The sequence below is a fragment of the Rhizobium leguminosarum genome (assembly GCF_001679785.1).
Lineage (GTDB): Bacteria > Pseudomonadota > Alphaproteobacteria > Rhizobiales > Rhizobiaceae > Rhizobium > Rhizobium leguminosarum_R.
The window spans coordinates 232,251-258,841 of sequence record NZ_CP016291.1 but is presented as its reverse complement, the minus strand read 5'-3'; the positions used below and the strand labels follow the sequence as shown (position 1 = coordinate 258,841).

Genomic DNA, 26,591 nt, shown 5'->3' with positions numbered 1-26,591 from the left:
CATGACCACCCCGCTCCTGTCGCTGCGCGGCATTTCGAAGAGCTATGGCCAGATCCATGCCAATCAGGCCATCGATCTGGACGTGGCGCCGCAATCGATTCATGCGATCCTCGGGGAAAACGGGGCGGGAAAATCGACGCTGATGAAGCTGATCTACGGCGTCGAGCAACCGGACGGCGGAGAGGTCATCTGGGAAGGAGATCCGTTGCGCCTCGCCTCCCCCGCCGAGGCGAGGCGCAATGGCATCGGCATGGTCTTCCAGCATTTCTCGCTGTTCGAGACCCTGACTGTCCTGGAGAATATTCGGCTGGTCGTGCCGGGCCGCAAGGCTGAGCTCAAGGAACGTATTCGGACGCTTGGACGGGAATTCGGCCTCGAAGTCGACCCGCTTGCCCATGTGCATGCACTGTCCGTCGGCGAACGGCAACGGGTGGAGATCATCCGAAGCCTGATGACCAATCCGAAGCTGCTGATCCTCGACGAGCCCACCTCCGTCCTGCCGCCGCAACTGGTGGAGAGGCTCTTCGACACGCTGCGTCGGCTGCGTGACGGCGGGGTTTCCATCCTGTTGATCTCCCACAAGCTCGAAGAAATTCGGGCGATCTGCGACCGGGCGACGATCCTGCGCGGCGGACGCGTGACCGGGGATGTCGACCCGCGTCAACATGATGCCCATGACCTTGCCCGCATGATGATCGGCCATGACATGCCGGCGCCGATGGCGGCGCTGCCACTGTCTGGTGGCGAAAAGCGGCTGGAGATCATCGGTCTGGACTATCAGCCCGACGATCCCTTTGCGGTGCCGCTCTCCGGCATCAGCCTCGAGGTGCGTGCCGGCGAAATCCTCGGGATCGCCGGTATTTCGGGCAACGGTCAAAGCGAGCTTGCCGCCTTGATTTCAGGCGAGACGGTGCTGGGGCGCGACCAGCGCGACCGGATCTACATGATGGGGATGGATGTCGGCAGGCTCGATGCCGCCGGGCGGCGGACGCTCGGATTTGCCTTCGTTCCGGAAGACCGGCTCGGACGCGGGGCCGTGCCCGAAATGTCGCTCGTCCTCAACAGCCTGCTGACTGCCCATCCGCTCAAGCTTTTGCGGCGTGGCATCATCGACAGGGCGCGGGCGACGGCGTTCACCGATGATTGCATCCGTCAGTATGATGTGCGCACACCCGGCCCGGATGCGGAAGCCGGCACCCTGTCGGGCGGCAATCTGCAGAAGTTCATCGTTGGCCGCGAAATCATGCTGTCTCCCAAATTGCTTTTCCTGGCGCAGCCGACCTGGGGCGTCGATATCGGCGCTGCGTCAGCCATCCGCAGCCGTCTGGTCGCATTGCGCAATCAGGGCATGGCGATCCTCGTCATTTCCGAGGAGCTGGAAGAACTGTTCGAGCTCTGCGATTCCATCCAGGTGCTGCATCACGGCCGGCTGAGCCCGCCGCTCGCAACGCGGGACACGAAGCCCGAGGAGATCGGCCGATACATGATCGGGGCACAGACCTCGCCTGAGAAAGTCCAGCAATGAGCGCTTGGTCCCTTGCTTTCGTTCCCGCCCTGGTCCGCCGGGAGCGCGCTTCGCTTGCCGCGGCCCTGTGCGCACCTGTCATAGCGCTCGGGGGAGCGATCGCACTTAATCTCGGCCTCTACGTTTTGATGGGCCGCGACCCTGTCGCGGTTGTCTATGCGATGCTTTTCGAGCCCTTCCTTTCCTGGGCATCATTTTCGGAAGTACTCCTCAAGGCAGGACCGCTCCTTCTGATCGCACAGGGGCTGGCGATCGGCTTTCGCGCCAAGGTCTTCAACATCGGCGCCGAAGGCCAGTTCATTCTTGGCGCGATCTTCGCCTCTGCCATTCCGGTTTGGTTTCCCCAGGCAACAGGCCAATGGATCTGGCCGGCGATGCTGTTGCTCGGCGCCATCGGCGGCGCTCTCTGGGCTTCGCTCACCGCCTTCTGGCGTGTGCGCCTCAATGCCAACGAGATCCTCGTCTCGCTGATGCTGAGCCTCGTGGCGGCGCAACTGCTGAACTATCTGCTGCTCGGCCCCTGGAAGGATCCGAATGGCTTCAACTTCCCCCAGTCGGTGATGTTTCAGTATGATGCGATGGTGCCGACCCTGATTGCCGGTACCCGCGTCAATGTCTCATTCCTCATCACGCTGGCTTTGTCGATTGCGGCCTGGGTCTTCATGCAGAGGAGCTTCATCGGTTACAAGCTGCAGGTCGGCGGTCTGGCGCCGCGGGCTGCCGGCTATGCCGGCTTTAAGGAAGGTTGGGCGATCTGGCTTTCGCTGCTGATCGGTGGTTTTGCAGCCGGTCTTGCCGGGGCTGCCGAAGTCGCCGGTCCGCTCGGCCAGCTGCAGCGTTCGGTCGCGAGCGGTTATGGCTACGCGGCCATCATCGTCGCCTATCTCGGCGGCCTGCATCCGATCGGCATCGTGGTCTCGGCGCTGGTCATGGCGGTCATCTATATCGGTGGCGACAATGCCATGGTCTCGGCCAACCTGCCGATCGCCGCCGTCCGTGTCTTCCAGGGCAGTCTGCTGCTCGCCTACCTGATCGCCGTCGCCTTCGTGCGCTATCGCCTTGAATGGCGCCGGGGCGCTCACCGGAGCCCATCATGAACGCCATCGAATTCATTCTTGCCGGCATGCTGGCGGCTGCGACACCGTTTCTTCTGGCAGCCCTCGGCGAGCTGGTAGCCGAGCGCGCCGGCGTCCTCAACCTCGGGGTCGAGGGATTGATGGCCTTCGGCGCCGTGCTCGCCTTCATTATCGTCTACCAGGGCGGCGGACATCTCCTGGGTTTCGTCGTCGCCGGGCTCGGCAGCGCTGTCCTTTCACTGCTCTTCGCCTTCGTCACGCTGGGATTCCGGGCAAATCAGGTGGCGGCGGGCCTTGCCATCGGCATTCTTGGCCAGGGCCTTTCTGCACTTTTCGGCAAGACCTATGAAAGCCTCACGGTCAGGGGACTTCCGAAGCTTGCCCTTCCCGGGTTTTCGGACCTGCCGGTTATCGGTAGTCTTTTTGTCCAGGACATCGTCGTGTGGATTTCACTTGCCGCGACGCTGGCCTTGTGGGCGATATTTGCCTACACCAAGCTTGGTCTTATCGTCCGTGCCGTCGGCGAGAATCCCAAGGCCGCTCACGCCATCGGCTATTCGGTGATATCAGTCCGCGTCCTCGCCATCGCCTTCGGCGGCGCGATGGCCGGCTTCGCCGGCGCCTATGCGTCGGTGGTCTATACACCACTCTGGGCCGACGGGATGATTGCCGGGCGCGGCTGGATCGCCATCGCCCTCGTCGTCTTCGGGACTTGGCTCACGGGCCGTATCTTCCTCGGCGCCTGCCTGTTCGGCGCGGTCTCGCTGATGGGGCTTGCAGCCCAGGCAACCGGACTGGACGTTCCCTCGCAACTGCTCTCGAGCCTGCCATATCTCGTCACGATCATCGTGCTCGGCATCATCTCCGCTGACCGCCGCCTGCTGAAACTGAACGGCGTCGCTTCGCTCGGCGAACCATTCGAGCGATAATCTCGGCTTTGCGGTGCCAGCGCGCGGCCGAGCGGCGAGCGTGCACTGCACAAATAATTGCTCTCGCGACTGCGACCATGGCAGCAATCGCACAAAATGTCGGCAAAAAGTAGTAATGCCTAAAGTATAGGCAGTTATAGATTCGTTGGATTTCTCTTTTTACTTCAGGCTGTTACCTGCATTCAGCCGAACTGGCACGCTGCTTGCAGGTTCCGAGAAGCATCGGTCAATGGCGACCGGCGCGGATAGGCGCGGCATAAGCGCCTGCATTAGACACCGACGTCGCAAGGTCTTGCTCCGGGATTCTCCCATCCCCTGGACGCAATTTCCGGCGGCGTTTTTTTGTGTCCAAATTCAGCCAGCAGAGGGAACCTGCGCATGACAAAGAATTTGCAGACTGGGATTTCGACAAGCGGCATTACCCGCCGCAGCATGCTCAAGACGACCGCAGCGGCTGCCCTCATCGGCGCCGTCAAGGCTGCTTTTCCGTCTGGCGCCTTCGCAGCCGGAGCTGGCCCTGAGGTGAAAGGTGCCAAGCTCGGCTTTATCGCGCTCACGGATTCCGCACCGCTCATCATCGCCAAGGAAAAGGGCTTTTTCGACAAGCATGGCCTTCCGGAAACGGATGTGGCCAAACAGGCATCCTGGGGCGCGACCCGCGACAATCTCGTTCTGGGCGGCGCAGCAAACGGCATTGACGGTGCGCATATCCTGTCGCCGCTCCCCTATCTCATGCATACCGGCAAGGTGACGCAGAACAATAAGCCGGTGCCGATGGCTATCCTCGCCCGGCTTAACCTCGACAGCCAGGGTATTTCCGTCGCCAAGGAATATGCCGACACCGGCGTGCAGCTGGATTCCTCCAAGCTGAAGGCGGCATTCGAGAAAAAGAAGGCGGAGGGCAAGGAGATCAAGGCCGCCATGACCTTCCCGGGCGGCACCCATGACCTCTGGATCCGCTACTGGCTCGCCGCCGGCGGCATCGATCCGAACAAGGACGTTTCGACCATCGTCGTGCCGCCGCCGCAGATGGTTGCCAACATGAAGGTCGGCAACATGGACGTCTTCTGTGTGGGCGAACCGTGGAACGAGCAGCTCGTCAACCAGGGCATCGGCTTTACCGCAGCCACCACCGGCGAGCTCTGGAAGGGTCATCCTGAAAAGGCGCTCGGACTGCGCGCCGAGTGGATCGAACAGAATCCCAATGCCGCCAAGGCCCTGCTGATGGCCGTCATGGAGGCACAGCAGTGGTGCGAAAGCATGGACAACAAGGCGGAGATGGCTGAGATTCTCGGCAAGCGCCAATGGTTCAACGTTCCGACGAAGGACGTGCTCGGCCGCCTCAAGGGCGACATCAATTATGGCAATGGCCGCGAGGTCAAGGCCACGGACCTCTATATGAAGTTCTGGAAAGACGGCGCCTCCTATCCGTTCAAGAGCCACGATAGCTGGTTCATGACGGAAAACATCCGCTGGGGAAATCTGCCGGCGAGTACCGACGTCAAGGCGTTGGTCAACCAGGTGAACCGCGAAGACATCTGGCGCGAGGCCGCCAAGGATCTCGGCGTCGCGGCGGCCGATATTCCCGCATCGTCTTCTCGCGGCAAGGAGACTTTCTTCGACGGCAAGGTCTTCGACCCTGAAAATCCCTCCGCCTATCTCGACAGCCTTTCGATCAAGGCTGTCTCCTGACCCGCTCCGGCGCGCTCCGGCGCGCCGGCCTTTCACTCACGTGAGGAGCACGTTGATGTCCGCCCTGGCAAATAAAGAAAATCCCTCCATGGCCGCGCCTGCCACGCCGGCGGCAAAGGTTCTGCCATTTTCCGGCAAGCACGGATCGCGGATCGATTTTCGTCGAGCGGCACTGACCGCCCTTCGTAATGTCGTTCCGCCAGTCGTCGTGCTGGCACTCATCCTGCTCGTCTGGCAGGTGCTCTGTTCGTCGGCGGATGCGTCTTTGCCCTCGCCGCATCGGGTCTGGCAGGATAGTTATGACCTGATCGCCTATCCGTTTTTCAACTACGGCTCCCAGGATATCGGGCTCGGCTGGCGCGTGCTCATTTCGCTGCAGCGCGTTCTCTATGGCTTTGGGCTTGCCGCGGTCACCGGCGTCATCATCGGGGCGATCATCGGCCAGTCGGTCTGGGCGATGCGTGGCCTCGATCCGATCTTCCAGGTGCTGCGCACGGTTCCGCCGCTCGCCTGGCTGCCGCTGTCGCTCGCAGCCTTCCAGGATTCCAACCCCTCGGCGATCTTCGTGATCTTCATCACGTCGATCTGGCCGGTGATCATCAACACCGCCGTCGGCGTCCGCAATATTCCGCAGGATTACCGCAATGTCGCCGAGGTGCTGCGCCTCAACCAGTTCGAGTTTTTCTGGAAGATCATGCTGCCTTCGGCAGCGCCTTACATCTTCACCGGCCTCAGGATCGGCGTCGGCCTCTCCTGGCTCGCCATCGTCGCGGCCGAAATGCTGACGGGCGGCGTCGGTATCGGCTTCTTCATCTGGGACGCATGGAACTCGTCGCGCCTTCCGGACATCATCGTCGCGCTCGCCTATATCGGCATCGTCGGCTTCGCCCTCGACAAGCTGGTGGCAGCTCTCGGCAAACTCATCACCCGCGGCGCCATGGCCAACTGAGGAACGCACCTATGAACGCCTATCTGAAGCTCGACCATATCGACAAACACTTCGATCGGGGCGGCGTGCGCGCCGAGGTCCTGAAGGACATCAACCTGACGATTTCCGCGGGCGAATTCGTCTCGATCATCGGTCATTCGGGCTGCGGCAAGTCCACCCTGCTCAACCTCATCGCCGGCCTGACCCCGGTTTCGGCAGGCGCCGTGCTCCTTGAAAACCGTGAGGTCAACGGCCCCGGTCCGGAGCGCGCCGTCGTCTTCCAGAACCACTCGCTGCTGCCCTGGCTGACGGTTTACGAGAACGTCAATCTCGCCGTCTCCAAACTCTTCAACCGAACGAAGACCAAGGCCGAGCGGCATGAGTGGGTGATGGCCAACCTCGACCTCGTGCAGATGGCGCATGCGAGGGATAAGCGGCCTTCGGAAATTTCAGGCGGCATGAAACAGCGCGTCGGCATCGCCCGCGCGCTTGCAATGGAACCGAAAATCCTGCTGCTCGACGAACCCTTCGGCGCGCTCGATGCTCTGACCCGCGCTCATCTGCAGGACGCGGTGATGGAAATCCACGCCCGGCTTGGCAACACGATGGTGATGATCACCCATGATGTCGATGAGGCGGTGCTGCTGTCCGATCGCATCGTGATGATGACCAACGGCCCGGCGGCCCGCATCGGCGAAGTGCTCGATGTGATCATGCCCCGTCCCCGCAATCGCATCGAACTCGCCTCCGATCGGACATATCTCAAATGCCGTGAAGCCGTGCTGAAGTTCCTCTACGAACGCCACCGCTTCATCGAAGCGGCGGAGTAGAGACCGGGAAATAACCGCGGCGTTTGCCGGTCGTGGTTTTCTCGCCTTCGTAGCGGCGCCTGATTTCGGGCGTCGCGCCCTCTTTACTCCCCGGGCGTTGCAAAGACCGCGCTGGCATCGCTGACAATTTCCACATGGGAATATGCCGCCTGCCCGGCGGCGGCGGCGTCCGCGCGCATGATCGCGGTGACGATCCGGCCGTGCTCCTCATAGGATTTTGCCAGACGCCCGGGCAGGCGGAACTGCGCCCGCCGAAAAGGCGCGAGCCGCGCCCGTGTCTGGGTCACCATCTCGAAGACATGATCATTATGCGCGCCGCGATAAAGCCGGGTGTGAAATTCGGTGTTGTGCGCCGAATATTCTTCTTCCGCGCCGGCATGCACGAGCCTCACCGATTCCCGATGCTCCAACTCCAGCGCGCGCCGTTCATCGACCGTCATACGCTCGGCCGAGAGCCTGGCGCAGATCGCTTCGAGCTCAGCCATCGCCTCGAACATCGAATGCAGATAGGCCTCGGTGACATTGGTCACGACGGCACTGCGGTTCGGCTCACGGGCGACCAGCCCCATGGCGCCCAACTCACGCAAAGCCTCGCGCACCGGCGTGCGAGAAACGTCGAAACGAACCGCAAGCGACACCTCGTCCAGCTTCGCGCCCGGCAGGATTTCACCTGTGACGATCATGTCGGCAATCGCTCGCACCATCTGTTCGACGGTGGTTCCGGTACGGATCACTTCTCTGCGCCTGGTCTGCTTCACGATACGAATCTGCTCACATCAACACTCTGCATACAGATGCAGTTCGAGACTTGATAAGTCAAATCGGGTGGCGAAGATATTGTTAAATTTTCGCTTTCTGATGCACGAGATACCTCGGGTAACTCGACTTTGTGCCAACTACGCAGTCACAATGAACAAGAAATATCTATTGATTACTTTTTACGCAAGAATTCGATCAATCTGTATGCACTTTGCAATGCGCAAGTCTTGCTGTAACGGATAAACTATAAAAAACAATAGATTAATTTCTGGCACATGCATTGCATGCACTTTTCTGTACCCGTTCGCAACCGGCCCAGCGCCGCAAGGAGCATTTCCGATGACCAAACTCCTTTCTATGAACCGCCGCAATTTCCTCCAGGCTTCCGCTGCCGGTGCGCTTGCCGGCGCCATGCCGGGTCTGATCGCCTCCTCCGCCACAGCCCAAACCGCGCTGACCGTCGGCTTCATCTATGTCGGCCCCAAGGACGACTACGGCTACAACCAGGCGCATGCCGAAGGTGCGGCCGTCATCAAGGCGATGCCTGGTGTGACGCTGGTCGAAGAAGAGAACGTGCCGGAGACCGTCGACGTCCAGAAGACGATGGAATCCATGATCAATCTGGATGGCGCGACCCTGCTCTTTCCGACCTCCTTCGGCTACTTCGACCCCCACATGCTGGCCGTGGCCGCCAAACATCCCGACGTCCAGTTCCGCCACTGCGGCGGCCTCTGGCAGGAAAGCAAGAACCCGGCCAATACGGGCTCCTATTTCGGCTATATCTTCCAGGGCCAGTATCTGAACGGCATTGCCGCCGGCCATGCGACGAAGAGCAAGAAGATCGGCTTCGTCGCCGCCAAGCCGATCCCGCAGGTTCTGCAGAATATCAACGCCTTCCTGCTTGGCGCGCGCACAGTCGATCCTGGTATCACCTGCCAGGTGATCTTCACCGGCGAATGGTCTCTTGCCGTCAAGGAGGCCGAAGCCACCAATGCGCTGGTCGACCAGGGCGCCGACGTCATCACCTGCCACGTCGACAGCCCCAAAGTGGTTGTCGAGACGGCTGCCGGCCGCGGCGCCTTCGTCTGCGGCTATCACGCCAACCAGAGCCCGCTTGCTCCCGAAAAATACCTCACCGGCGCCGAATGGGCCTGGGGCAACGTCTACGGCGACTTCGTCAAGAAGGCGCAGGCCGGCGAAAAGCTCGGCAATTTCGTGCGTGGCGGCCTGAAGGACGGCTTCGTGAAGATGAGCGCGCTTGGCCCCGCTGTGTCCGCCGAGGGCCGCAAGGCCTTCGAAGCCACGCAGGCCGACATGATGAAGGGCGGTTTCTCGGTCTTCAAGGGACCGTTGAAGGACAACCAGGGCGACACCGTCGTGGCTGCCGACAAGAGCTACGCCGAAGACGCGATCGAGCTCGAAAGCATGAATTATCTGGTCGAGGGCGTCGTCGGGTCCACGGCGTAAACCGCGAAGGGAGAAGCGCCATGACCATCGAGGCCAATGATCCCGCAATAGCCATCGCGGAAAAACCGGCTTCCCTGCGCCCCGTCCTCGAATGGATCGCGCGGCGGGCCGAGCCTGTTGTCATCGGCCTTGCGGCCATCCTGATCGGTCTTGCGCTCTTCTCCCTCTTCATCCTGGCGGTCGGCAAGTCGCCGGCCACCCTCTTTCAACTGATGTATACCGGCGGCTTCGGCAGCTGGTTTTCGGTGCAGAACAGCTTAAGTCGTGCCGCACCCCTTCTCCTGACGGCACTCTGCGTCGCCCTGCCCGCCCGTCTCGGCCTCGTCATCATCGGCGGGGAAGGAGCGGTCGTGCTGGGCGGCGTTGCCGCCGCGGCCATGGCTCTGCCGCTCGCCGGCACCGCGCCTGTCTTCCTCACCCTCATTCTGATGGCGATCGCCGCCATGGTGGTCGGCGGCATCTGGATCGGCCTTGCCGGTTTCCTGCGCCACTATCGCGGCGTCAACGAAACCATCTCGTCGCTGCTGCTCTCCTATATCGCCATTGCCCTGATGAACCAGTTCGTCGAAGGGCTGCTGCGCGATCCGGCAAGCCTCAACAAGCCGTCGACCAGGCCACTGCCGGCGGAATATATGCTCGGCAATATTCCCGGCATGGACGTGCATTGGGGCCTGGTCATCGGCATCCTCGCCTGCGTGGTCTCCTGGATCGTGATCGAGGCGACGAGCTACGGTTTTGCCGCCCGCATCGCCGGCGGCAACGTGCGCGCCGCCCAGATCCAGGGGCTGCCGGTCGGCAAGCTGATCGCCGGATTTACCGCGCTTGCCGGCAGTTTTGCCGGCCTGGCGGGCATGATCGAAGTGGCGGCGGTGCAGGGAAGTGCCAACGCCTCGCTTGCGGCCGGCTATGGTTATACCGGCATCCTCGTCGCCTTCCTCGCCAGGCACAATCCGCTGGCGATCATTCCGGTGGCGATCCTGCTCGGCGGCATCGACGCCTCGGGCGGCCTCATCCAGCGGCGCATGGGCCTGCCGGATGCGACGGTTCTGGTGCTGCAGGGCACGCTCTTCATCGTCATTCTGTTCTGCGAGACCTTCTACGGCCGCTTCAAGATCTTCAATCCCGACCTCTGGAAAAGGAGCCTCTGATGGAAGAGACAGGCATCGGCATCTGGGGCGTGCCGCTGGCGATCTTCGCGGGCGCCATCCGCGTTTCCACCCCCTTCATCTTCGTCAGCCTCGGCGAAACGATCACCGAGCGCTCCGGCCGCATCAATCTCGGCCTGGAAGGCACGCTCGTCTTCGGCGCCATGACGGCCTATGCGGTCGCCGTCATCACCGGCTCGCCGACCCTTGGCGTGCTGGCCGCAATGGCGGCAGGCGCGATCTTCGGCCTCATCCACGGCTGGATCTGCAAGCTCCCGAAGGTCAACGACATTGCCATCGGCATCGCCATGATGCAGTTCGGTCTCGGCATGGCGTTTTTCCTCGGCAAATCCTTCATCCAGCCGGTGGCGCCGAAACTGCCCTCGATCCCGCTCGGCGGCTGGTCGAGCACGCCGCAGATCCAGGCGGCGCTCAATATCAACGTGCTGTTTTTCATCGGCGCGGCACTTGCCCTCTTCCTGTTCTGGGCCTTCAAGAACACCCGCATCGGCCTGATCCTGCGCGTCGTCGGCGACAGCACCGACGCGGCCCGGGCCATGGGCATCCACCCCGACCGGGTTCGCCTGCTGGCGACGGCAGTGGGCGGCTCGCTGGCGGCAATCGGTGGCGCCTATCTCTCGCTCTATTATCCGGGCTCATGGAACGAAGGCATCTCGTCGGGCCAGGGCCTGATGGCCGTGGCCCTCGTCATCTTCGCCCGCTGGAACCCGATCGGCTGCTTCCTCGCTGCCCTGCTTTTCGGCGGTGCCGGCGCGCTCGGCCCGGCGCTGCAATCGGTCGGCGTCACACAAGGCTACTACCTTTTTTACGCCGCGCCTTACGTGCTCACCCTCATCATCCTGATCGCCACCTCCTCGCCCACCCGCTCGCTCGCCGGTGCGCCGGGTGCGCTGTCGCTCACGAAATAATGGAGCATTCCGATGAACGGACTTGGCGGTCTCAACAAATCCGAACACGGCGTCGGTATCGGCCTGGTACAGCTCCAGCTGCCGGTGACCGTCACCAAAGCGGACTTGGCAAAACAGACGCAGGTGATCGTCGATCTGGTGGCCAAAGCGCGGCGCAACCAGCCGGGCATGGACCTCGTCGTCTTTCCCGAATACGCGCTGCACGGCCTTTCCATGGACATCAATCCGGAGATCATGTGCACGCTCGACGGGCCAGAGGTCGCGGCCTTCAGGCAAGCCTGCAGGGACAACCGGATCTGGGGCTGCTTCTCGATCATGGAGCTGAACCCTGGGGCCATGCCCTACAATTCCGGCATCGTCATCGACGATCAGGGCGAGTTGAAGCTCTATTACCGCAAGATGCATCCCTGGATCCCCGTCGAGCCCTGGGAGCCCGGCGATCTTGGCATCCCTGTCATCAAGGGCCCGCGGGGCGCCAAGCTCGCGCTGATCATCTGCCATGACGGCATGTTCCCGGAGATGGCGCGCGAATGCGCCTATAAGGGCGCCGAAATCATGATCCGCACCGCGGGCTACACGGCGCCGATCCGCGACGCCTGGCGCTTCACCAACCAGGCCAACGCCTTCTGCAACCTGATGGTTACCGCGAATGTCTGCATGTGCGGCTCGGACGGCACGTTCGATTCCATGGGCGAAGGCATGATCTGCAATTTCGATGGCACGATCATCGCCCACGGCACCTCCGGCCGCGTCAACGAGATCATCACCGCAGAGGTGCGTCCCGACCTGGTGCGCGAGGCCCGGCTCGGCTGGGGCGTGGAGAACAATATCTACCAGTTCGGCCATCGCGGCTATGTCGCTGTCGCGGGCGGCGCCCAGGATGCGCCCTACACCTACATGCACGACCTTGTCGCCGGCAAATACCGCCTGCCATGGGAAGACGAGATAAAGGTCAAGGACGGCACGTCCTGCGGATTTGACAAGCCGATGCGCCGTTACGGCGAACCCCTCAAACCTGCCGCGGAATAGGAGAGAGAATGATGGACGCGATGGTCGAAACCAAACGGCATTTTATCGACGCCGATCCGTATCCGTGGCCCTATAACGGCGCTCTGAGGCCTGATAATACCGCCCTCATCATCATCGACATGCAGACGGATTTCTGCGGCAAGGGCGGTTATGTCGACCACATGGGCTACGACCTGTCGCTGGTGCAGGCGCCGATCGAACCCATCAAACGCGTGCTTGCCGCCATGCGGGCCAAGGGTTACCACATCATCCATACCCGCGAGGGCCATCGCCCCGACCTCGCCGATCTGCCGGCCAACAAACGCTGGCGCTCGCAGCGGATCGGGGCCGGCATCGGCGATCCCGGCCCCTGCGGCCGCATCCTGACGCGTGGCGAACCCGGCTGGGACATCATCCCCGAACTCTACCCGATCGAAGGCGAGACGATCATCGACAAGCCCGGCAAGGGTTCGTTCTGCGCCACCGACCTCGAACTCATCCTCAACCAGAAGCGCATCGAGAACATTATCCTCACCGGAATCACCACCGATGTCTGCGTCTCGACGACGATGCGCGAGGCAAACGACCGCGGCTACGAATGCCTGCTGCTGGAAGACTGCTGTGGTGCGACCGACTACGGAAACCACCTCGCCGCCATCAAGATGGTGAAGATGCAGGGCGGCGTCTTCGGCTCAGTCTCCAATTCCGCGGCTCTAGTCGAGGCGCTACCCTGATGTCGTCATTGCGTGCCCATGTCTTTCGCGTGCCAGCCGACGGCCCCGATGACGTTGCCGGCGTCGAGGCGCTCTTTGCCAGCGGCCTTCAGGCGAACAACATCGTCGCCGTTCTCGGCAAGACGGAAGGCAACGGCTGCGTCAATGATTTTACCCGCGGTTATGCCACCCGCAGCTTCGAGACATTGTTCAGTAGATATGGCGTCGACGGCGTCTCGATCATCATGTCCGGCGGCACCGAGGGTGCGCTCTCGCCGCATTGGACGGTTTTTGCGCGTGAAACCGTAGAAACCCCGGGCGAACGGGCGCTGGCCATTGGTGTGTCGCGTACCCCCGCGCTGCCCCCCGAACATCTCGGGCGCCGGGAACAGATCCTACTCGTTGCCGAAGGCGTGAAGTCCGCGATGAGGGATGCCGGCATCGATGATCCCGCCGATGCCCATTTCGTGCAGATCAAGTGTCCGCTGCTCACCTCGCGCCGGATTGCCGAGGCCGAGGCAGCAGGCAGGACGGTCGCAACCCACGACACGCTGAAATCCATGGGCCTCTCGCGCGGCGCTTCGGCTCTCGGCGTCGCCGTGGCACTCGGCGAGATAGATGCGACATCGATCAACGATGCCGACATCTGCACACGTTTCGATCTCTTTTCCCGCTGCGCCTCAACCTCGTCCGGGGTCGAACTCACCGATCACGAAATCATCGTCCTCGGCATGAGCGCAAAATGGTCCGGTCCGCTGTCGATCGACCACGCGGTCATGCGGGATGCGATCGACGCGCATTCCGTCAGGAAAGCCCGCGAACGCCTGCCGGAAAACAGCCGGCTGGCGGCGGTTCTCGCCAAGGCCGAGCCGGACCCGTCCGGCAGGATCGGCGGCAGGCGCCACACGATGCTCGATGACTCGGATATTGCAGGCACCCGCCATGCCCGTGCCTTCGTCGGCGGCGTTCTCGCCGGCATCTTCGGCATTACCGATCTCTATGTGTCCGGCGGCGCCGAACACCAGGGTCCGCCCGGCGGCGGTCCCGTCGCCATCATCGTCGAAAAGGAGCAATGAAGTGAGCACAGTCCGCGACACGCCCCTTCCGCAAGCCGGCAAGGCCGTTGGCATCGAGACGCTCGATATGACGATGCGTTTCGGCAGCTTCACCGCGCTCGACAACGTCTCGATCGCCGTTCCGGCCGGGTCTTTTCACGCGCTTCTCGGCGAAAACGGCGCCGGCAAGTCGACACTCGTCAAATGCATCATGGGCTTCTATCACGCAACGTCAGGCTCGTTGTCGGTCGACGGCCGCGAGGTGGCGGTGGCCTCACCCAAGGATGCCGCGGCCTATGGGCTCGGCATGGTCTACCAGCATTTCACACTGGTTCCCTCTCTGACCGGCGCGGAAAACCTGGTCATCAGCCGTACCGAAGTACCCGCGGTTATCAACTGGGCCAGGGAACGCAAGGATCTGGCGGGTTTCATGGAACGCATGCCGTTCAAGATCCCGCTCGACAGGCCGGTGAGCGAGCTTGCGGCCGGCGAAAAACAGAAACTCGAAATCGTCAAGCAGCTCTATCTCGGCCGCTCCTTCCTCGTGCTCGACGAGCCGACCTCGGTGCTGACGCCGGCCGAAGCCGATGAGATGCTCGGCATCGTCCGCGGGATGACCGAGCGCGGCGAGCTCACCGTGCTGATGATCTCCCACAAGTTCCACGAGGTGACGAAGTTCGCTGATGCCGTCTCGATCCTGCGGCGCGGCAAGCTGGTCGGCACCGGCAAGGTCGGCGAGCTCTCCACCGCCGAGATGGCGGCGATGATGATCGGCGACGTCAAGCTCGCCGAGCTCGACAGCCGTCTGCCGGTGGCGGAAGCGGCCAAATCCGTGCTCACTGTGACCCAGGTGAAAGCTCCGGATCGCTCCGGCCTGAAGACGATCGAGATCGACGCGCTGACGGTCCGCTCCGGTGAGATCGTCGGCATCGCCGGCATATCCGGCAACGGCCAGAAGGAGCTGACGGAAATTCTGGCCGGCCAGCGCCCGACCGATAGCGGCGAGGTCATGGTCAATGGCGAGACTTACGGCGCCACCCGTGAGGAGACCCGCAAGAACAGGGTGCGTTTCATCCCCGAAGAGCCGTTGCAGAATGCCTGTGCGCCCAAGATGACCGTGAGCGAGAACCTTGCGTTCCGCACCTTCGATTTGAAGCTGGACGGCAAGGACGCGATCTGGCTGAACAAGGGCAGCATGAAAAAGCGTGCCTCGGCGCTGATCTCCGACTTCAAGGTCAAGACGGCCTCTTCCTCCTCGCCGATCGCAGCGCTTTCGGGCGGCAACGTGCAGCGGGCGGTGCTCGCCCGCGAACTGACGGGCGAGGTCGATCTGTTGATCGTCTCGAACCCTTGTTTCGGCCTCGATTTTTCGGCCGTTGCCGAAATCCGCGCCCGGATCATGAAGGCCCGCAATTTAGGTGCCGCCGTGCTGCTGCTTTCCGAAGACCTCGATGAACTGCTCGAGATGTCCGACCGCATCATGGTCATTTCGGAAGGCAGGCTGGTTTACGAGACACCGGCGCGTTCGGCCGATATCGGCGTGATCGGCGCCCACATGGCGGGACATCACTGATGATGGAGATCAAGGCAGAGCCTTTCGCCTTTCCGGTGAAGCACGATGAGCTCGCCCTCATCGTCATCGACATGCAGCGCGATTTCGCCGAGCCCGGCGGCTTCGGCGCCAGCCTCGGCAATGACGTCAGCCGCATCACCAGGATCGTGCCCGATGTCAAACGTCTCATCCAGGGCTTCCGCAATGCCGGCCTGCCCGTGATCCATACGATGGAGTGCCACCGGCCTGATCTCTCCGACCTGCCACCGGCCAAACGCGATCGCGGCAATCCGTCGCTCAGGATCGGCGACGAAGGCCCGATGGGCCGCATCCTGATCTCGGGCGAACCCGGCACGGCAATTCTTCCGGAACTCGCTCCTGTGAAGGGCGAAGTCGTTATCGAAAAACCCGGCAAGGGCGCCTTCTACGCGACCGACCTCGGCACAGTGCTGCAGCAGAAGGGCATCAAGCAGCTCGTCTTTGCCGGTGTCACCACCGAAGTCTGCGTGCAGACGACGATGCGCGAAGCAAACGACCGCGGCTATGAATGCCTGCTCGCCGAGGAGGCGACGGAAAGCTATTTCCCCGAATTCAAAGCCGCCGCCATCGCCATGATCCGCGCCCAGGGCGCGATCGTCGGCTGGACCGCCCATGTCGACGACATTCTGGAAAGCATCGCTCATGCCTGAAACGACCCGCGAACGCCTGACGTCAGGCGGCTGGAAGGAGCTGGAATTCGGCCCTTTCCGCGATGCCGTCACCATTCACTGGATCCGCCCTTTCGAGGGCGATCAGCCGGGCGTGGCGCTGTTGAAATATGAGCCCGGCGCCTCTGTTCCCCGCCATCGCCACGAGGGGCTCGAAACCATCCTGGTGCTCGATGGCGTTCAATCCGACGAGACGGGCGATTACATCAGCGGCAGTTATATCGTCAACGCGCCGGGCAGCGAACACTCGGTCTGGAGCGAGACCGGCTGTATCGTGCTCATCCAGTGGGACCGGCCCGTGAAAATACTCGAAGAGGAAACTGCCTGAACCCGGCACCCACCTTGGAGATCGGCCCGACGATCCGGAAGGACATGAGCTTCACAGCAGCATCGAGGCTCCACGATCGATATAGGTATCCAGAAATTGCTCGAGCCGGGGGTTTCTCGGTCGCTTGAAGACGTCCTGCGGTGGGCCGGTGAACAGCACCTTGCCGTGATCGAGAAAGATGATCTGCTGGCCGACCGTTGCTGCAAATCCGATCTCGTGGGAGACGACGACCATCGTCATGCCCTCGGCGGCGAGATCGCGCATGACGTTGAGCACTTCGCCGGTCAGCTCGGGATCGAGTGACGAGGTCGGCTCGTCAAAGAGCATGATCTTCGGGTTGAGGGCAAGCGCCCGGGCGATAGCGACACGCTGTTGTTGCCCCCCGAGAGCTGCGATGGATAGTGCCCGGCCCTGCCCTCGAGGCCGACCTTGACGAGCTGGGCCATGGCCCGCTCCTCGGCGTCCTTGCGGCTCATCTTGTGAACCGTCTTCAGCGCCTCACTGACATTGCCGAGCGCCGTCATATGCGGCCAGAGATTGAACTGCTGAAAAACCATGCCGATCTGCGATCGAATTTGCCGGTTCACTGTGGCCGGCACTCGCTCCCGGACACCCTTGGCGTTTTCCGCAAAGCCAAGCACCTCTCCGTTGACGGTGATCGTCCCCTTGGTCGATTCTTCCAGAAAGGCCATACAGCGCAGCAGCGTACTCTTGCCGGAACCCGACGGGCCGATGACGCAGGAAACCTGGCCCTGAACGATGTCGAGGTCGATGCCGTGCAGCACGGTGGAGCCGCCGAAGGTCTTGACGAGATTTTTGACTGCGATCGCAGGAACGCTCATATGTTGAAAAACCTGAATCTGGTGAGTTTCGTTTCGGCGAGATGACCGAGCCAACCGGTGATTTCGACCAAGGCCCAGTAGAACAGGGCGAGCACGAAGAGCGCCTCGACGAAAGCATATTGCTGCGAGCCGATGGCGCTCAGTGTTGCCGTCAACTCCGGCACGGTAATGATGGACAGCACGGCCGTCTCCTTCATCAGGATGATCGTCATGTTGATCGAAGGCGGCAAGACCAGCATGGTCATCTCCGGCAGCAATATGCGTCGGATGATCTGCCCTTGTGTCAGGCCAACGCATATCCCGGCCTCGATATGTCCCTTCGGGACGGCGGCAAAGCCCGAGCGGAATATCTCACTGAAATAAGCCGCGCCGTAGATGGAGAGGCCAATGACGCCTGCCGGGATCGGATCGAGAGACAATCCGACGAATGGCCCGCCGTAGTAGACGAGGAATATCTGAATCAGGAAGGGCGTGCCGCGGAGCACCGCGATGACGATGCCGAAAGCCTTGTCCAGGATCACCCCGCCAAAACGTCTGGCGACGGCGACAAGGAAGCCGAGCACAGCAGCGGCCGGAGTGGTGATGATCCAGATGACGATGGTGACCCATGCACCGCTGAGGATTTCCGGCAAGTTGCTGAAGATCACATTGATGTCGAAGGTCATCGCGGCACTCCTGGCAGGGAGCGTTCGATCAGGCCTCCTGCAAGGGCAACGATCCAATTGATGACGAGATAGATCAGCCCGGCGGAAGCGAAAATCTCGAGCGGCAGGAAGGTGCTGCCGGCAAGGTCCTGGGCCATGCGCGTCAACTCGATGACCCCGACGACTGAGACCAGCGAAGACGCCTTCAGGATAAGGATCGCTTCGTTGACGAGCGCCGGAAAGGTCAGGCGCAGGGCAATCGGCGCCTTGATACGGCGGAAGATCTGAACGGGTGTCATGCCGACCATTTCAGCCGACTCGACCAGGCCCGCGGGAACGCTGGAAAAACCGCCGCGCAGATTTTCAGCCTGATAGGCTGCAGTACACAGCGAAAGACCAATGATGGCCGCAACGATGCTCGGCACGTTGATGCCGATCGCCGGCAGCAGGTTATAGATCAGCAGCAGTTGCACCAGCAGCGGCACGCCACGAAAGAAACTGATGAAAATCCGCGCCTGCAGCGCGAAGAGCCGTTGCCGCGACAGCAGCATGGCGGAAACAATGATGGCGATCGCAAAGCCGATCAGAATCGAAACCACGCTGATCGTCACCGTGTAGATCGCGGCTTGCAGAAGCAGTTCGAAAAGCTTGATGGACATGGGCGGTGTTTGCCTGGGCGCTGCGGCCGTGAACTCTGATGCCACGGCAGATTGCGCCCCGACCACTGGCGGGGCGCGTTCGTTTCACCGGCAGCTAATCAGAATGCCGGGTCCTTGACAGCATCAGGCGTATCAAAAGATGCACCGAACCACTTCTTCTGCAGCTCAGCCATGCGTCCATCTGCCTTGATCTTGAGCATCGCGGCATCGATCGCGTCCATCAGAGGCGCATGATCGGCATCCTTGAGGCCGATGAAGCCGAAATAGGACTTCTTGCCGAATGGCGGCAGGACGACTTCGAACGTGCCCTTTCGCTGGCTGGCGACGAAGGCGATATTCGGCAGCGAGTTGGCAACGCCGGCAATGCGCCCGGCTGCGAGATCGGCGTAGGATTCGGTAAAGGCCGGATATTCGCGCACATCGACCTTGGTTGGCAGCGTCTCGGAGAATTCCTTCAACTGGTCGAGCTGAGCAGTTGCCTTGCCGACGCCGATCTTCTTGCCGGCAATATCTTCCGGCTTGCTGATGGTCGTATCGCCGGCCTTCTTCAGGATAGCAATCGTCGCTTCGGCGATCGGCGGCGTGAAGCGATAGCGCTCCAAGCGCTTCTTGGTGATCGTTGCAGGGCCTGCGACGACATCGAATTTGCCGGCCTCGAGCGCCGGGAAGACGCCATCCCAGGGAAGCGCCACCCACTCGATCTTGACGCCGAGTTCCTTGCCAATCTCGGCAAAGAGGTCGACGTTCAGGCCTGTGTGTTCACCGGCGTCGATATAGTCGAACGGTGCGAAAGCCGTTTCGGTGCCAACCTTGAGGGTGCCGGCTGCCTTGACGGCTGCCAGCGTGTCGGCTGCATGGGCGGAAACGGCTGTTCCGAACAGGAACGCAGCGCCGACCAGACCCTTCAGCAGTGAATGTGCCTTCATGATCATCTCTCCAGTTTTTATTCCCCCGGCGGAGGAGTTTTGTTCCCGACTTCGATTTTCCTCGGCACGGATTTCTATGCTCCGCTTTTGACTATACAAATAGATATAGGCTGGCCTAGAGTGTCAATGTAAAAGACGAGGAACGCAAAATTTGTGCCGGGTGGCGTCGATCTCGCTGGCGTGCTGTTCCGCATTTGTGATCGCTGACGCCGGATGAGGTGCGGACTTGGTGTCGATTTACCAGCGTATTTTCACGGATATCGAGACGAAGATCATCAGGGGTGATTGGCGGCCCGGCGACCGCATTCCCGTCGAGCACGAGCTGGTGGCCGAATATCGGTGTTCGCGCATGACGGTCAGCAAGGCGCTGTCGGCGCTGGCCGAACGCGGCATGATCGTCAGGCGGCGCAAGACCGGTTCGTTTGTCGCATCGCCCCAGATCGACCGCACGGTGATGGATATTCAGGATATCAGCACCGAAGCGGAACTGGCCGGACACGAGCACCGCTTCGAAATCCTCGCCCGCAAGATCGAGCGCCTTGGAGAGGCCGAGGCGCAGCAGCTGTCGGAGCCTGCCGATGCGGAAGTCCTCAGGCTTCAATGCCTGCATATCGTCGATGGCAGACCGAATGCCATCGAGCGGCGAATCATCATGCTCGATGCTGTGCCACGGGCGAGAGAAGAGAGCTTCGCCTCGATCCCGCCCGGCAAATGGCTGCTTGAGCAGGTGCCCTGGTCCAAGGCCAAACATGTCATTCGTGCCGTCTCGGCCGATACCGTGACGGCCCGAATCCTGCAGACGGAGAGGGGCGAGGCCTGCCTGAGCCTGATCCGCCAGACCTGGCAGAACGGGCGCACGGTGACATATGTCGAGATTACCCATCCAGGCGACCGGTTCCAGTTCGCAGGGACGTTTCACCCGACGGCAATTTGAGCTGGCGAAAATCACGAGAGGCTCCGCAAGTGACCGATGAGCGCTTCAAGACGATTCCGCTGAAGGGCTTGCAGGCCTTCGAGGCGGTGGGGCGCTGCGGCGGCGTGACGGCCGCGGCACTGGAGCTCAACGTCTCGCCGGGAGCCATCAGCCAGCAGATTCACAAAATCGAAAGCTTCCTTGGCGTTTCGCTTCTGGAACGTAGCGGACGAACCATCGAGCTGACCGCCTGGGGCCGGCTCTACCACCAGGAGATATCGAAGGGATTTGAGCAATTCGCGCTCGCCGGGCAACTGCTGGAAAAGGCGCGCAATGAGACAGCATTGGTCCTCAGTGCGCTTTCCTCCGTCGTCAACAAATGGATCGGCAGGCGCATCTTCGACTGGCAGGCGCTTCATCCCGACGTGCAGGTGAGGATCATCGGACGCGACAGAGAGCCCCGCATCGGCTTCGACGATATCGATTTCCGCGTGAGCTACGGGTCGGACGTGCTGCAGCACGAACATTATACCGAACTGTTTCGCGATTGGGTGGTGCCTGCCTGTTCGCCGGCGCTGATGCAGGATCGCGCGCATGCCGCTCGCGATCTCTTCGAACAGCCCCTCCTCCATGTCGAGTGGGAACGGCACTTCACCCCCTACCCCAGCTGGGCGGAGTTTGCCGCCAAGGCCGGTGTCTCCTTCGACGCGTCAACGCCAGGCCTTTCCTTCACCCTGTCGAGCAGTGCTATTGACGCGGCCGTCAACAAGCGCGGCGTCGTTCTCGCGCAGATGTCGATGATATCAGATGAGCTCGAGGCGCAAACGCTCGTCATTCCCGTCGACCTTCGCATTGCACTGCGCGAAAGCTATTTCCTCGCCTGGGATCGGGCCGCCTTGCAGAAGCCCCATGGGCGCGAATTCCGTGATTGGCTCGTCGCTATTTCCCGTCAGCAGGCTCTGGCATCGGCGCCCAAGTCAACACTTTAGAAAAACTAAAACGGAACTCAGCTACGCGATATTGATGAAAATTTGCGCCTGGCGATAATTTGCGCAGTCGCCCTCCACCGTTGGCGGCGTGGCCGACATAGCAGGAGAGCTCGATGGCGCGAACTGACAAGATGAAACTCGGGACTTTCGTCTATACGTTCGGCTTTCATCCTGCGTCCTGGCTGCATCCGGCAAGCGACGTCAATGGCGCCAACGACTTCGCTCATCTGCTCGATGTCGCCAAACGATCCGAAGCGGCCAAGTTCGATTTCATGTTCATGGCGGATTCTCCTGCCGCCGCCGTCGGCGATCCGAAGGCGCTTGCCCGCATTCCGACCAAGATGAACCGTTTCGAACCGCTCTCGCTGCTTTCGGCTCTGGCGGTCACCACCAACGATGTCGGCCTTGTGGCGACGGTGTCGACGAGTTACTACGAGCCATACAATGTCGCGCGCCTGTTCGCTTCGGTCGACCATTTGAGCAAGGGGCGCGTCTGCTGGAACGTCGTCACGTCAGACCACGACGAAACCGGCTACAACTTCAATCGCGAGGGGCTCGACCCGCATGCGTTGCGTTACGAGCGCGGCAACGAATTCGTCGATGTCGTGTTCGGCCTCTGGGACAGCTTCGAGGAAGGCGCACTGCTTCTCGACCGTGAAAACGGTGTCTACTATGACAAGGACAAGCACCACACGCTCAATCACAAGGGCAAGCACTTCCAGGTTCGCGGGCCGCTCAACATCGCGCGAACGCCCCAGGGCCGCCCGGTCATTGCCCAGGCGGGCGGTTCGGAACCCGGAATGGACATGGCGGCGCGCACGGCCGAGATCGTCTTCAGCCTCGCATCGAATATCGACCGCAACCGGGCCTTTTATGAAAACGTCAAGCGCCGGATGCCGGCCCATGGTCGCGATCCCGACGACCTGAAAATCATGCCGGGCATCGTGATCAACGTCGGTGAAACCGAAGCCGAGGCAAAGGCAAAGGTGGATTATCTGATCGACAAGATGCATCCGGATGTCGGCCGGCTGATGCTCTCCGAATTCCTCGAGGCGGACCTGCGCGATGTCGCTCTCGACAAGCCCTTCCCCACGGATCGGCTGCCGGCGGCGCCGAAGGGATCACGCGCCTTGTTCGACGAGCTGGTCGATTTCGTCAGAAGCGGCCGCACCGTCGGCGAACTCATCCGGCACTATGCCGAGAAGCATACCGGAAACGGCATCACAGGCACGCCAGCCCAGATCGCCGACTACATGGAGGAATGGTTCGAGACGCGTGCGGCCGACGGCTTCATCCTGATGTTCCCGACCTTGCCGTCCAGCCTCGACGACTTCGTGCGGCTTGTCCTGCCGGAGCTTCGCCGCCGCGGGCTGTTCCGCGAGGAATACGAGGGCAAGACCTTGCGCGAAAACCTGGGTCTTTCAGTGCCTGTCAACCGCTTTGCCAAAACGAAAGAGCCGGCCCGATGAGTGTCGAGGCTTTGATCAGCGAAGCGGACTTCAAGCTTTCGATGCGTCATCTGGCGGGTGCGGTCAGCGTGATTACGGTCGGCGATGGACAAGACCGCACCGGCTTCACGGCAACGTCGGTCTCCTCGCTTTCGGCGGAGTTGCCGTCCGTCATCGTCAGCGTCAACCGAGCATCTTCCTCATGGCCGGCGCTGCAGCGGTACGGCTGCTTCTGCGTCAACGTGCTCGCCGCCGACCAGCAGCAGGTGGCGCAATCCTTTGCCGGTCTTGACGGGCGAAAGGGCACTGAGCGCTACGGCGATGCAGGATGGTATCGCCTCAAGACCGGCGCGGCCGCCCTTGAAAATGCCCTGACGGTCCTGGACTGCAAGCTCGAAACCGCATTCCACTACAATTCCCATGCCGTTTTGGTCGGACATGTCTGCGCGATGGAAATCCGGCAGGGCATAGGGCCGCTGCTATATTGGCGCGGCGGCTATCATGAACTTCCTGCGGAGGTTGATCAAAACGGTCTAGCGAAGGCGCTCTGACAATAGCCCTATCGAGGCGACATCCGCATTGGCAAAGGCAAGTCTGAGGTATCGCTCCTGGCCCTCGCCGAAATAGGCGCCGGGTAGACAAACGATGCCGGATTCCTTGGCGAGTTTTTCGGCAACCTCGGAAGACGATTGATCGGCGTGGGGATGGCGGACAAAAGCAAAATAGGCGCCGATCGCTCCGATCTCCCAATCCGGCAGCCCGGAAAAGGCCTGCCTCAAAGCGTCCGCCCGGCGAGCAATCTCCAGCCGGTTGCCGGCTCGCCACTCGGCGAGTGCGGGGATCGCCGATGCAACGGCGATCTGAGCCGAACGCGGCGCGCAGATTTGCATATTGTCCATCACCTTGGCGATTTCGGCGATGAGTTTGGGCCCTGCCGTGATTGCACCCAGTCGATGACCGGGAATGCAGAAGGATTTCGAAAAGCTGTAGAGAAGAACGAGCGTGTCCTCCCAGCCCGGCTCGGAGAGAAGAGAGTGCGGCCTTCCGTCATCCTCGCCAAGGAAATCGCGATAGGTTTCATCGAGGATCAGCCAGGCGCCGTATTTCCGGCAGAGAACAAAAAGCTCGTGAAGCAGGCTTGGTGGATACACGGCTCCTGTGGGATTGTTGGGTGTCACGACGGCAAGCATCTTCGCGCCCGCCGCAAGGGCCGCCTCGGCTGAACCCGGATCGGGAAGAAAGCCGCCGGCGGGGTCGCAATCGACCAATCGGCGCCCGATCCCCAGCATCGACAGCGTCGTGTCGTGATTGAAATAGAAGGGATTGGTGAGCGCTACGGTATCGCCGGCGCCCGCAAGCGCGATCGCTGCGCACATGAACGCCTGATTGCAGCCGGCGGTGATATGGATATTGCCGGCGGAAAGGTCGGCGCCGTAAAGCTCGGCAACGTGAGCCGCGTAGGCCTTGCGCAATAGAGGTTCGCCCTCGATCGGCCCGTAACCCGTCATGACCTGTTGTCCGGCCGCCTCGGCAAGAAGCCGAAGCATCTCCGGATGCGCGGGATAGCCGGGCACGGCTTGCGACAAATCGATGAGCGGCCCTTTTTCCCCCTTGTATTCGCGGCTCCAGGCGACGACGGAAGGAATGGGCGGGGTAGAGAGGCGGGCAACGAGGGAATTGGGTTTTGCAGCGATCATATCGATTTCTCTTTGATACCGATTGCTACAACGATACCAATTGTTTTCTCAACATCTTTGTCTGACGAGACGGACCTGAAGCGGAGACACATGCGCATGGTGTGGGACAAAACGCGGCTGGAACAGCTGCGCGCAGAATTTGCAGACGCCGATGGCGGCGAGATATTTGACGAGAAGTTTCGCAAAGTAGCGGAGAAGATCATCTCCAAGAGCGGCACGAGACTGGCGCCCTATGCCGGAGTGCCGACCTTCCTCAGCGCACCCTACATGCAGGTCGCCGCCGAGGATCCGGACTTCGGCAATCTCCAGGTTGCGATTACCGGGATCCCCATGGATCTCGGCGTTACCAATCGTCCAGGCTCGCGTTTCGGACCGAGAGCACTTCGCGCCATCGAAAGGATCGGCCCCTACAATCACGTTCTCGCCACGGCGCCGGTCTTCGATCTTCGGGTCGCCGATATCGGCGACATATCGTTCCAAAGCCGCTACCGGCTGGAACTCAGCCATGACGACATCGAAAAGCGCATCGGCCAGATCGTCGATGCCGGCGTTGCCCCGCTTTCCGTCGGAGGCGATCATTCCATCAGCCATCCGATTTTGAAGGCCATCGGTCGGCAGCAGCCGGTCGGCCTCATTCATATCGATGCCCATTGCGATACAAGCGGCGCCTTCGATCAGACGAAGTTTCATCACGGTGGGCCGTTCCGCAATGCGGTGCTGGACGGCGTGCTCGATCCGACAAGGACAATCCAGATCGGCATCCGTGGTTCGGCGGAATATTTGTGGGAATTCTCCTATGCGTCGGGAATGACCGTGATCCACGCAGAGGATATCAGCGGAATGGGGATTGCGGCCGTCATTGCCAAGGCAAAATCCATCGTCGGCGACGGCCCGACCTATCTTTCCTTCGACGTCGACAGCCTCGATCCGAGCTTTGCGCCCGGCACGGGCACGCCGGAGGTCGGTGGATTGACCACACGTGAAGTCCTCGAATTGATACGCGGGTTGAAAGGGGTAAACCTTGTGGGCGGTGACGTCGTCGAAGTTGCCCCGCAATATGACGCAACGACCAACACGGCGCACGCCGCAGCACAGGTGCTCTTTGAGATCCTGAGCCTCATGGTGTTTAGTGCCTCGATCGGCAAACGCTAAGGCCGACCTCTCGGTCATCTCTGGCAATTGGCCGGACGGGCCAAGACCATGTCGTTCGCGCAAAACCGCCGCACGTTTTGGCGCGACATGCTTTAACCAACGCCCCTCAAAAATTCTTCGGTCTCGATGAGTTCGAGCTGCACGGAGAACCGATCGTGCAGAAGTTCCAGTGACGCGTCATGCGTATCGTCGGCGCCGCTGCAGACGGCGTCCTTCAGGACGATGACACGATAGCCGAGATCGATGGCGCCGAGCGTCGTGGCAAGCACGCAGACATCGGTTTCTCCGCCGGTTACGACAAGCGTATCGGTCCGCTCCGACTGAAGGATCGCATGCAGGCGACCATCGATCCAAGGGGAATAGGTGCGTTTGTCGAAATACCTTGCCGGCGGAACCAACGCCGCCAGCGATGACGCCAGATCGATCAAGTCGCGCGGAAGATGCTCGCCCGTCATCATCCACCATTTCCGGTAATAATCCCGCCATTTCCCCGGCATATCATCCGCACGCTCGGGTGGCAGGAAGCGGGTAAAGATCGTTCGCGATGGGTGCCGTCCGGCAAGCTCTTCGATCTGGGGAGAGACCCGCGCCATCCAGGGGACGTGCCACGGCGTGTCTTCGGCAAACATCCGCTGCACGTCGACGCAAAGGTGCCGCCACTCGCCGACCTCGCCCATC

General features: G+C 61.5%; 26 protein-coding genes and 1 pseudogene. 20 read left to right on the top strand and 7 right to left on the bottom strand.

All coding sequences use genetic code 11. From position 1 onward, the window contains the following. The first annotated feature begins 1 nt into the window (after position 1). The 6 genes from BA011_RS38290 (at position 2) to BA011_RS38265 (ending at position 6,980) form a co-directional block, all read left to right on the top strand. Positions 2-1,525: an ABC transporter ATP-binding protein gene (locus BA011_RS38290; protein ID WP_065284657.1), complete on the top strand. Its 1,524-nt coding sequence runs from the start codon at positions 2-4 to the stop codon at positions 1,523-1,525. Further along, a complete protein-coding gene (locus BA011_RS38285; RefSeq protein WP_065284656.1) occupies positions 1,522-2,622 on the top strand; it encodes an ABC transporter permease in 1,101 nt (366 codons plus the stop codon). Before BA011_RS38290 ends, BA011_RS38285 begins: the two co-directional genes overlap by 4 nt. Beyond that, positions 2,619-3,530, top strand: a complete 912-nt coding sequence (locus tag BA011_RS38280) for an ABC transporter permease (protein ID WP_065284655.1) — start codon at positions 2,619-2,621, stop codon at positions 3,528-3,530. The genes BA011_RS38285 and BA011_RS38280 overlap by 4 nt, the downstream gene beginning before the upstream one ends. A 378-nt stretch (positions 3,531-3,908) precedes the next feature. Next, a complete protein-coding gene (locus BA011_RS38275; RefSeq protein WP_065284654.1) occupies positions 3,909-5,222 on the top strand; it encodes a CmpA/NrtA family ABC transporter substrate-binding protein in 1,314 nt (437 codons plus the stop codon). A gap of 55 nt (positions 5,223-5,277) precedes the next feature. After that, positions 5,278-6,171 carry a nitrate ABC transporter permease gene (gene ntrB, locus BA011_RS38270; protein WP_065284653.1) on the top strand — a complete coding sequence of 298 codons (894 nt, stop codon included), beginning with the start codon at positions 5,278-5,280 and terminating at the stop codon, positions 6,169-6,171. 11 nt (positions 6,172-6,182) lie between these two features. Next, the gene (locus BA011_RS38265) at positions 6,183-6,980 is read left to right on the top strand and encodes an ABC transporter ATP-binding protein (protein ID WP_065284652.1); all 798 of its coding nucleotides are present in this window, start codon (positions 6,183-6,185) and stop codon (positions 6,978-6,980) included. Between the two features lie 83 nt (positions 6,981-7,063). On the opposite strand, the gene BA011_RS38260 is transcribed toward BA011_RS38265, so the two are convergent. Beyond that, positions 7,064-7,738: a GntR family transcriptional regulator gene (locus BA011_RS38260; protein ID WP_065284651.1), complete on the bottom strand. Its 675-nt coding sequence runs from the start codon at positions 7,736-7,738 to the stop codon at positions 7,064-7,066. 340 nt (positions 7,739-8,078) lie between these two features. Here BA011_RS38260 and BA011_RS38255 point away from each other — a divergent pair, with 340 nt between their 5' ends. From BA011_RS38255 to BA011_RS38215, 9 genes are read left to right on the top strand one after another with little or no spacing between them, the layout of a single operon-like run. Next, positions 8,079-9,206, top strand: coding sequence for a BMP family ABC transporter substrate-binding protein (locus BA011_RS38255; RefSeq protein WP_065284650.1), 1,128 nt, complete (start codon positions 8,079-8,081; stop codon positions 9,204-9,206). Positions 9,207-9,226: 20 nt separating this feature from the next. Next, complete coding sequence (locus tag BA011_RS38250; RefSeq protein WP_029873636.1) at positions 9,227-10,354, top strand: ABC transporter permease; 1,128 nt, start codon at positions 9,227-9,229, stop codon at positions 10,352-10,354. Next, positions 10,354-11,280, top strand: a complete 927-nt coding sequence (locus BA011_RS38245) for an ABC transporter permease (RefSeq protein WP_065284649.1) — start codon at positions 10,354-10,356, stop codon at positions 11,278-11,280. Before BA011_RS38250 ends, BA011_RS38245 begins: the two co-directional genes overlap by 1 nt. A 12-nt stretch (positions 11,281-11,292) precedes the next feature. Further along, positions 11,293-12,309, top strand: coding sequence for a formamidase (locus BA011_RS38240; protein WP_062944038.1), 1,017 nt, complete (start codon positions 11,293-11,295; stop codon positions 12,307-12,309). An 11-nt stretch (positions 12,310-12,320) separates the two neighbouring features. Further along, positions 12,321-13,022, top strand: coding sequence for a cysteine hydrolase family protein (locus BA011_RS38235; RefSeq protein ID WP_062944039.1), 702 nt, complete (start codon positions 12,321-12,323; stop codon positions 13,020-13,022). Next, entirely contained in the window at positions 13,022-14,077 is a 1,056-nt protein-coding gene (gene atzD, locus BA011_RS38230; RefSeq protein ID WP_065284648.1) for a cyanuric acid amidohydrolase, read from the top strand. The genes BA011_RS38235 and atzD overlap by 1 nt, the downstream gene beginning before the upstream one ends. 1 nt (position 14,078) lies before the next feature. Then, entirely contained in the window at positions 14,079-15,629 is a 1,551-nt protein-coding gene (locus tag BA011_RS38225) for an ABC transporter ATP-binding protein (RefSeq protein WP_062944040.1), read from the top strand. Continuing rightward, positions 15,629-16,297: a cysteine hydrolase family protein gene (locus tag BA011_RS38220; protein WP_062944041.1), complete on the top strand. Its 669-nt coding sequence runs from the start codon at positions 15,629-15,631 to the stop codon at positions 16,295-16,297. Before BA011_RS38225 ends, BA011_RS38220 begins: the two co-directional genes overlap by 1 nt. Continuing rightward, positions 16,290-16,643: a cupin domain-containing protein gene (locus BA011_RS38215; RefSeq protein ID WP_062944042.1), complete on the top strand. Its 354-nt coding sequence runs from the start codon at positions 16,290-16,292 to the stop codon at positions 16,641-16,643. The genes BA011_RS38220 and BA011_RS38215 overlap by 8 nt, the downstream gene beginning before the upstream one ends. A gap of 51 nt (positions 16,644-16,694) precedes the next feature. Here BA011_RS38215 and BA011_RS38210 read toward each other — a convergent pair. The 4 genes and pseudogenes from BA011_RS38210 to BA011_RS38195 all read right to left on the bottom strand — a co-directional run bounded on the left by BA011_RS38210 (position 16,695) and on the right by BA011_RS38195 (position 19,714). Then, positions 16,695-17,485, bottom strand: a pseudogene (locus BA011_RS38210) (amino acid ABC transporter ATP-binding protein). Beyond that, positions 17,482-18,150: an amino acid ABC transporter permease gene (locus tag BA011_RS38205; RefSeq protein ID WP_065284647.1), complete on the bottom strand. Its 669-nt coding sequence runs from the start codon at positions 18,148-18,150 to the stop codon at positions 17,482-17,484. The pseudogene BA011_RS38210 and the gene BA011_RS38205 overlap by 4 nt, the downstream one beginning before the upstream one ends. After that, positions 18,147-18,788 (bottom strand): amino acid ABC transporter permease, encoded by a 642-nt coding sequence (locus BA011_RS38200; protein WP_065284646.1) that lies wholly within the window; start codon positions 18,786-18,788, stop codon positions 18,147-18,149. Before BA011_RS38200 ends, BA011_RS38205 begins: the two co-directional genes overlap by 4 nt. A gap of 98 nt (positions 18,789-18,886) precedes the next feature. Then, positions 18,887-19,714: a transporter substrate-binding domain-containing protein gene (locus BA011_RS38195; RefSeq protein WP_065284674.1), complete on the bottom strand. Its 828-nt coding sequence runs from the start codon at positions 19,712-19,714 to the stop codon at positions 18,887-18,889. A gap of 226 nt (positions 19,715-19,940) precedes the next feature. Here BA011_RS38195 and BA011_RS38190 point away from each other — a divergent pair, with 226 nt between their 5' ends. The 4 genes from BA011_RS38190 (at position 19,941) to BA011_RS38175 (ending at position 23,615) form a co-directional block, all read left to right on the top strand. After that, positions 19,941-20,648 (top strand): UTRA domain-containing protein, encoded by a 708-nt coding sequence (locus tag BA011_RS38190; protein WP_065284645.1) that lies wholly within the window; start codon positions 19,941-19,943, stop codon positions 20,646-20,648. 29 nt (positions 20,649-20,677) lie between these two features. Next, positions 20,678-21,616: a LysR family transcriptional regulator gene (locus tag BA011_RS38185; RefSeq protein WP_065284644.1), complete on the top strand. Its 939-nt coding sequence runs from the start codon at positions 20,678-20,680 to the stop codon at positions 21,614-21,616. 113 nt (positions 21,617-21,729) lie between these two features. Beyond that, positions 21,730-23,085: an LLM class flavin-dependent oxidoreductase gene (locus BA011_RS38180; RefSeq protein ID WP_065284643.1), complete on the top strand. Its 1,356-nt coding sequence runs from the start codon at positions 21,730-21,732 to the stop codon at positions 23,083-23,085. Further along, complete coding sequence (locus BA011_RS38175) at positions 23,082-23,615, top strand: flavin reductase family protein (RefSeq protein ID WP_065284642.1); 534 nt, start codon at positions 23,082-23,084, stop codon at positions 23,613-23,615. The genes BA011_RS38180 and BA011_RS38175 overlap by 4 nt, the downstream gene beginning before the upstream one ends. Here BA011_RS38175 and BA011_RS38170 read toward each other — a convergent pair. Further along, entirely contained in the window at positions 23,598-24,761 is a 1,164-nt protein-coding gene (locus tag BA011_RS38170) for an aminotransferase (protein WP_065284641.1), read from the bottom strand. The two genes, BA011_RS38175 and BA011_RS38170, sit on opposite strands and share 18 nt — an antisense overlap. 96 nt (positions 24,762-24,857) lie before the next feature. On the opposite strand from BA011_RS38170, the gene speB reads away from it, so the two are divergent. Continuing rightward, the gene (gene speB / locus BA011_RS38165) at positions 24,858-25,913 is read left to right on the top strand and encodes an agmatinase (RefSeq protein WP_065284673.1); all 1,056 of its coding nucleotides are present in this window, start codon (positions 24,858-24,860) and stop codon (positions 25,911-25,913) included. Between the two features lie 92 nt (positions 25,914-26,005). Here the strand turns inward: speB and BA011_RS38160 are convergent, their stop codons facing one another. After that, a complete protein-coding gene (locus tag BA011_RS38160) occupies positions 26,006-26,590 on the bottom strand; it encodes a cysteine hydrolase family protein (protein WP_065284640.1) in 585 nt (194 codons plus the stop codon). Between the last annotated feature and the right edge of the window lies 1 nt (position 26,591).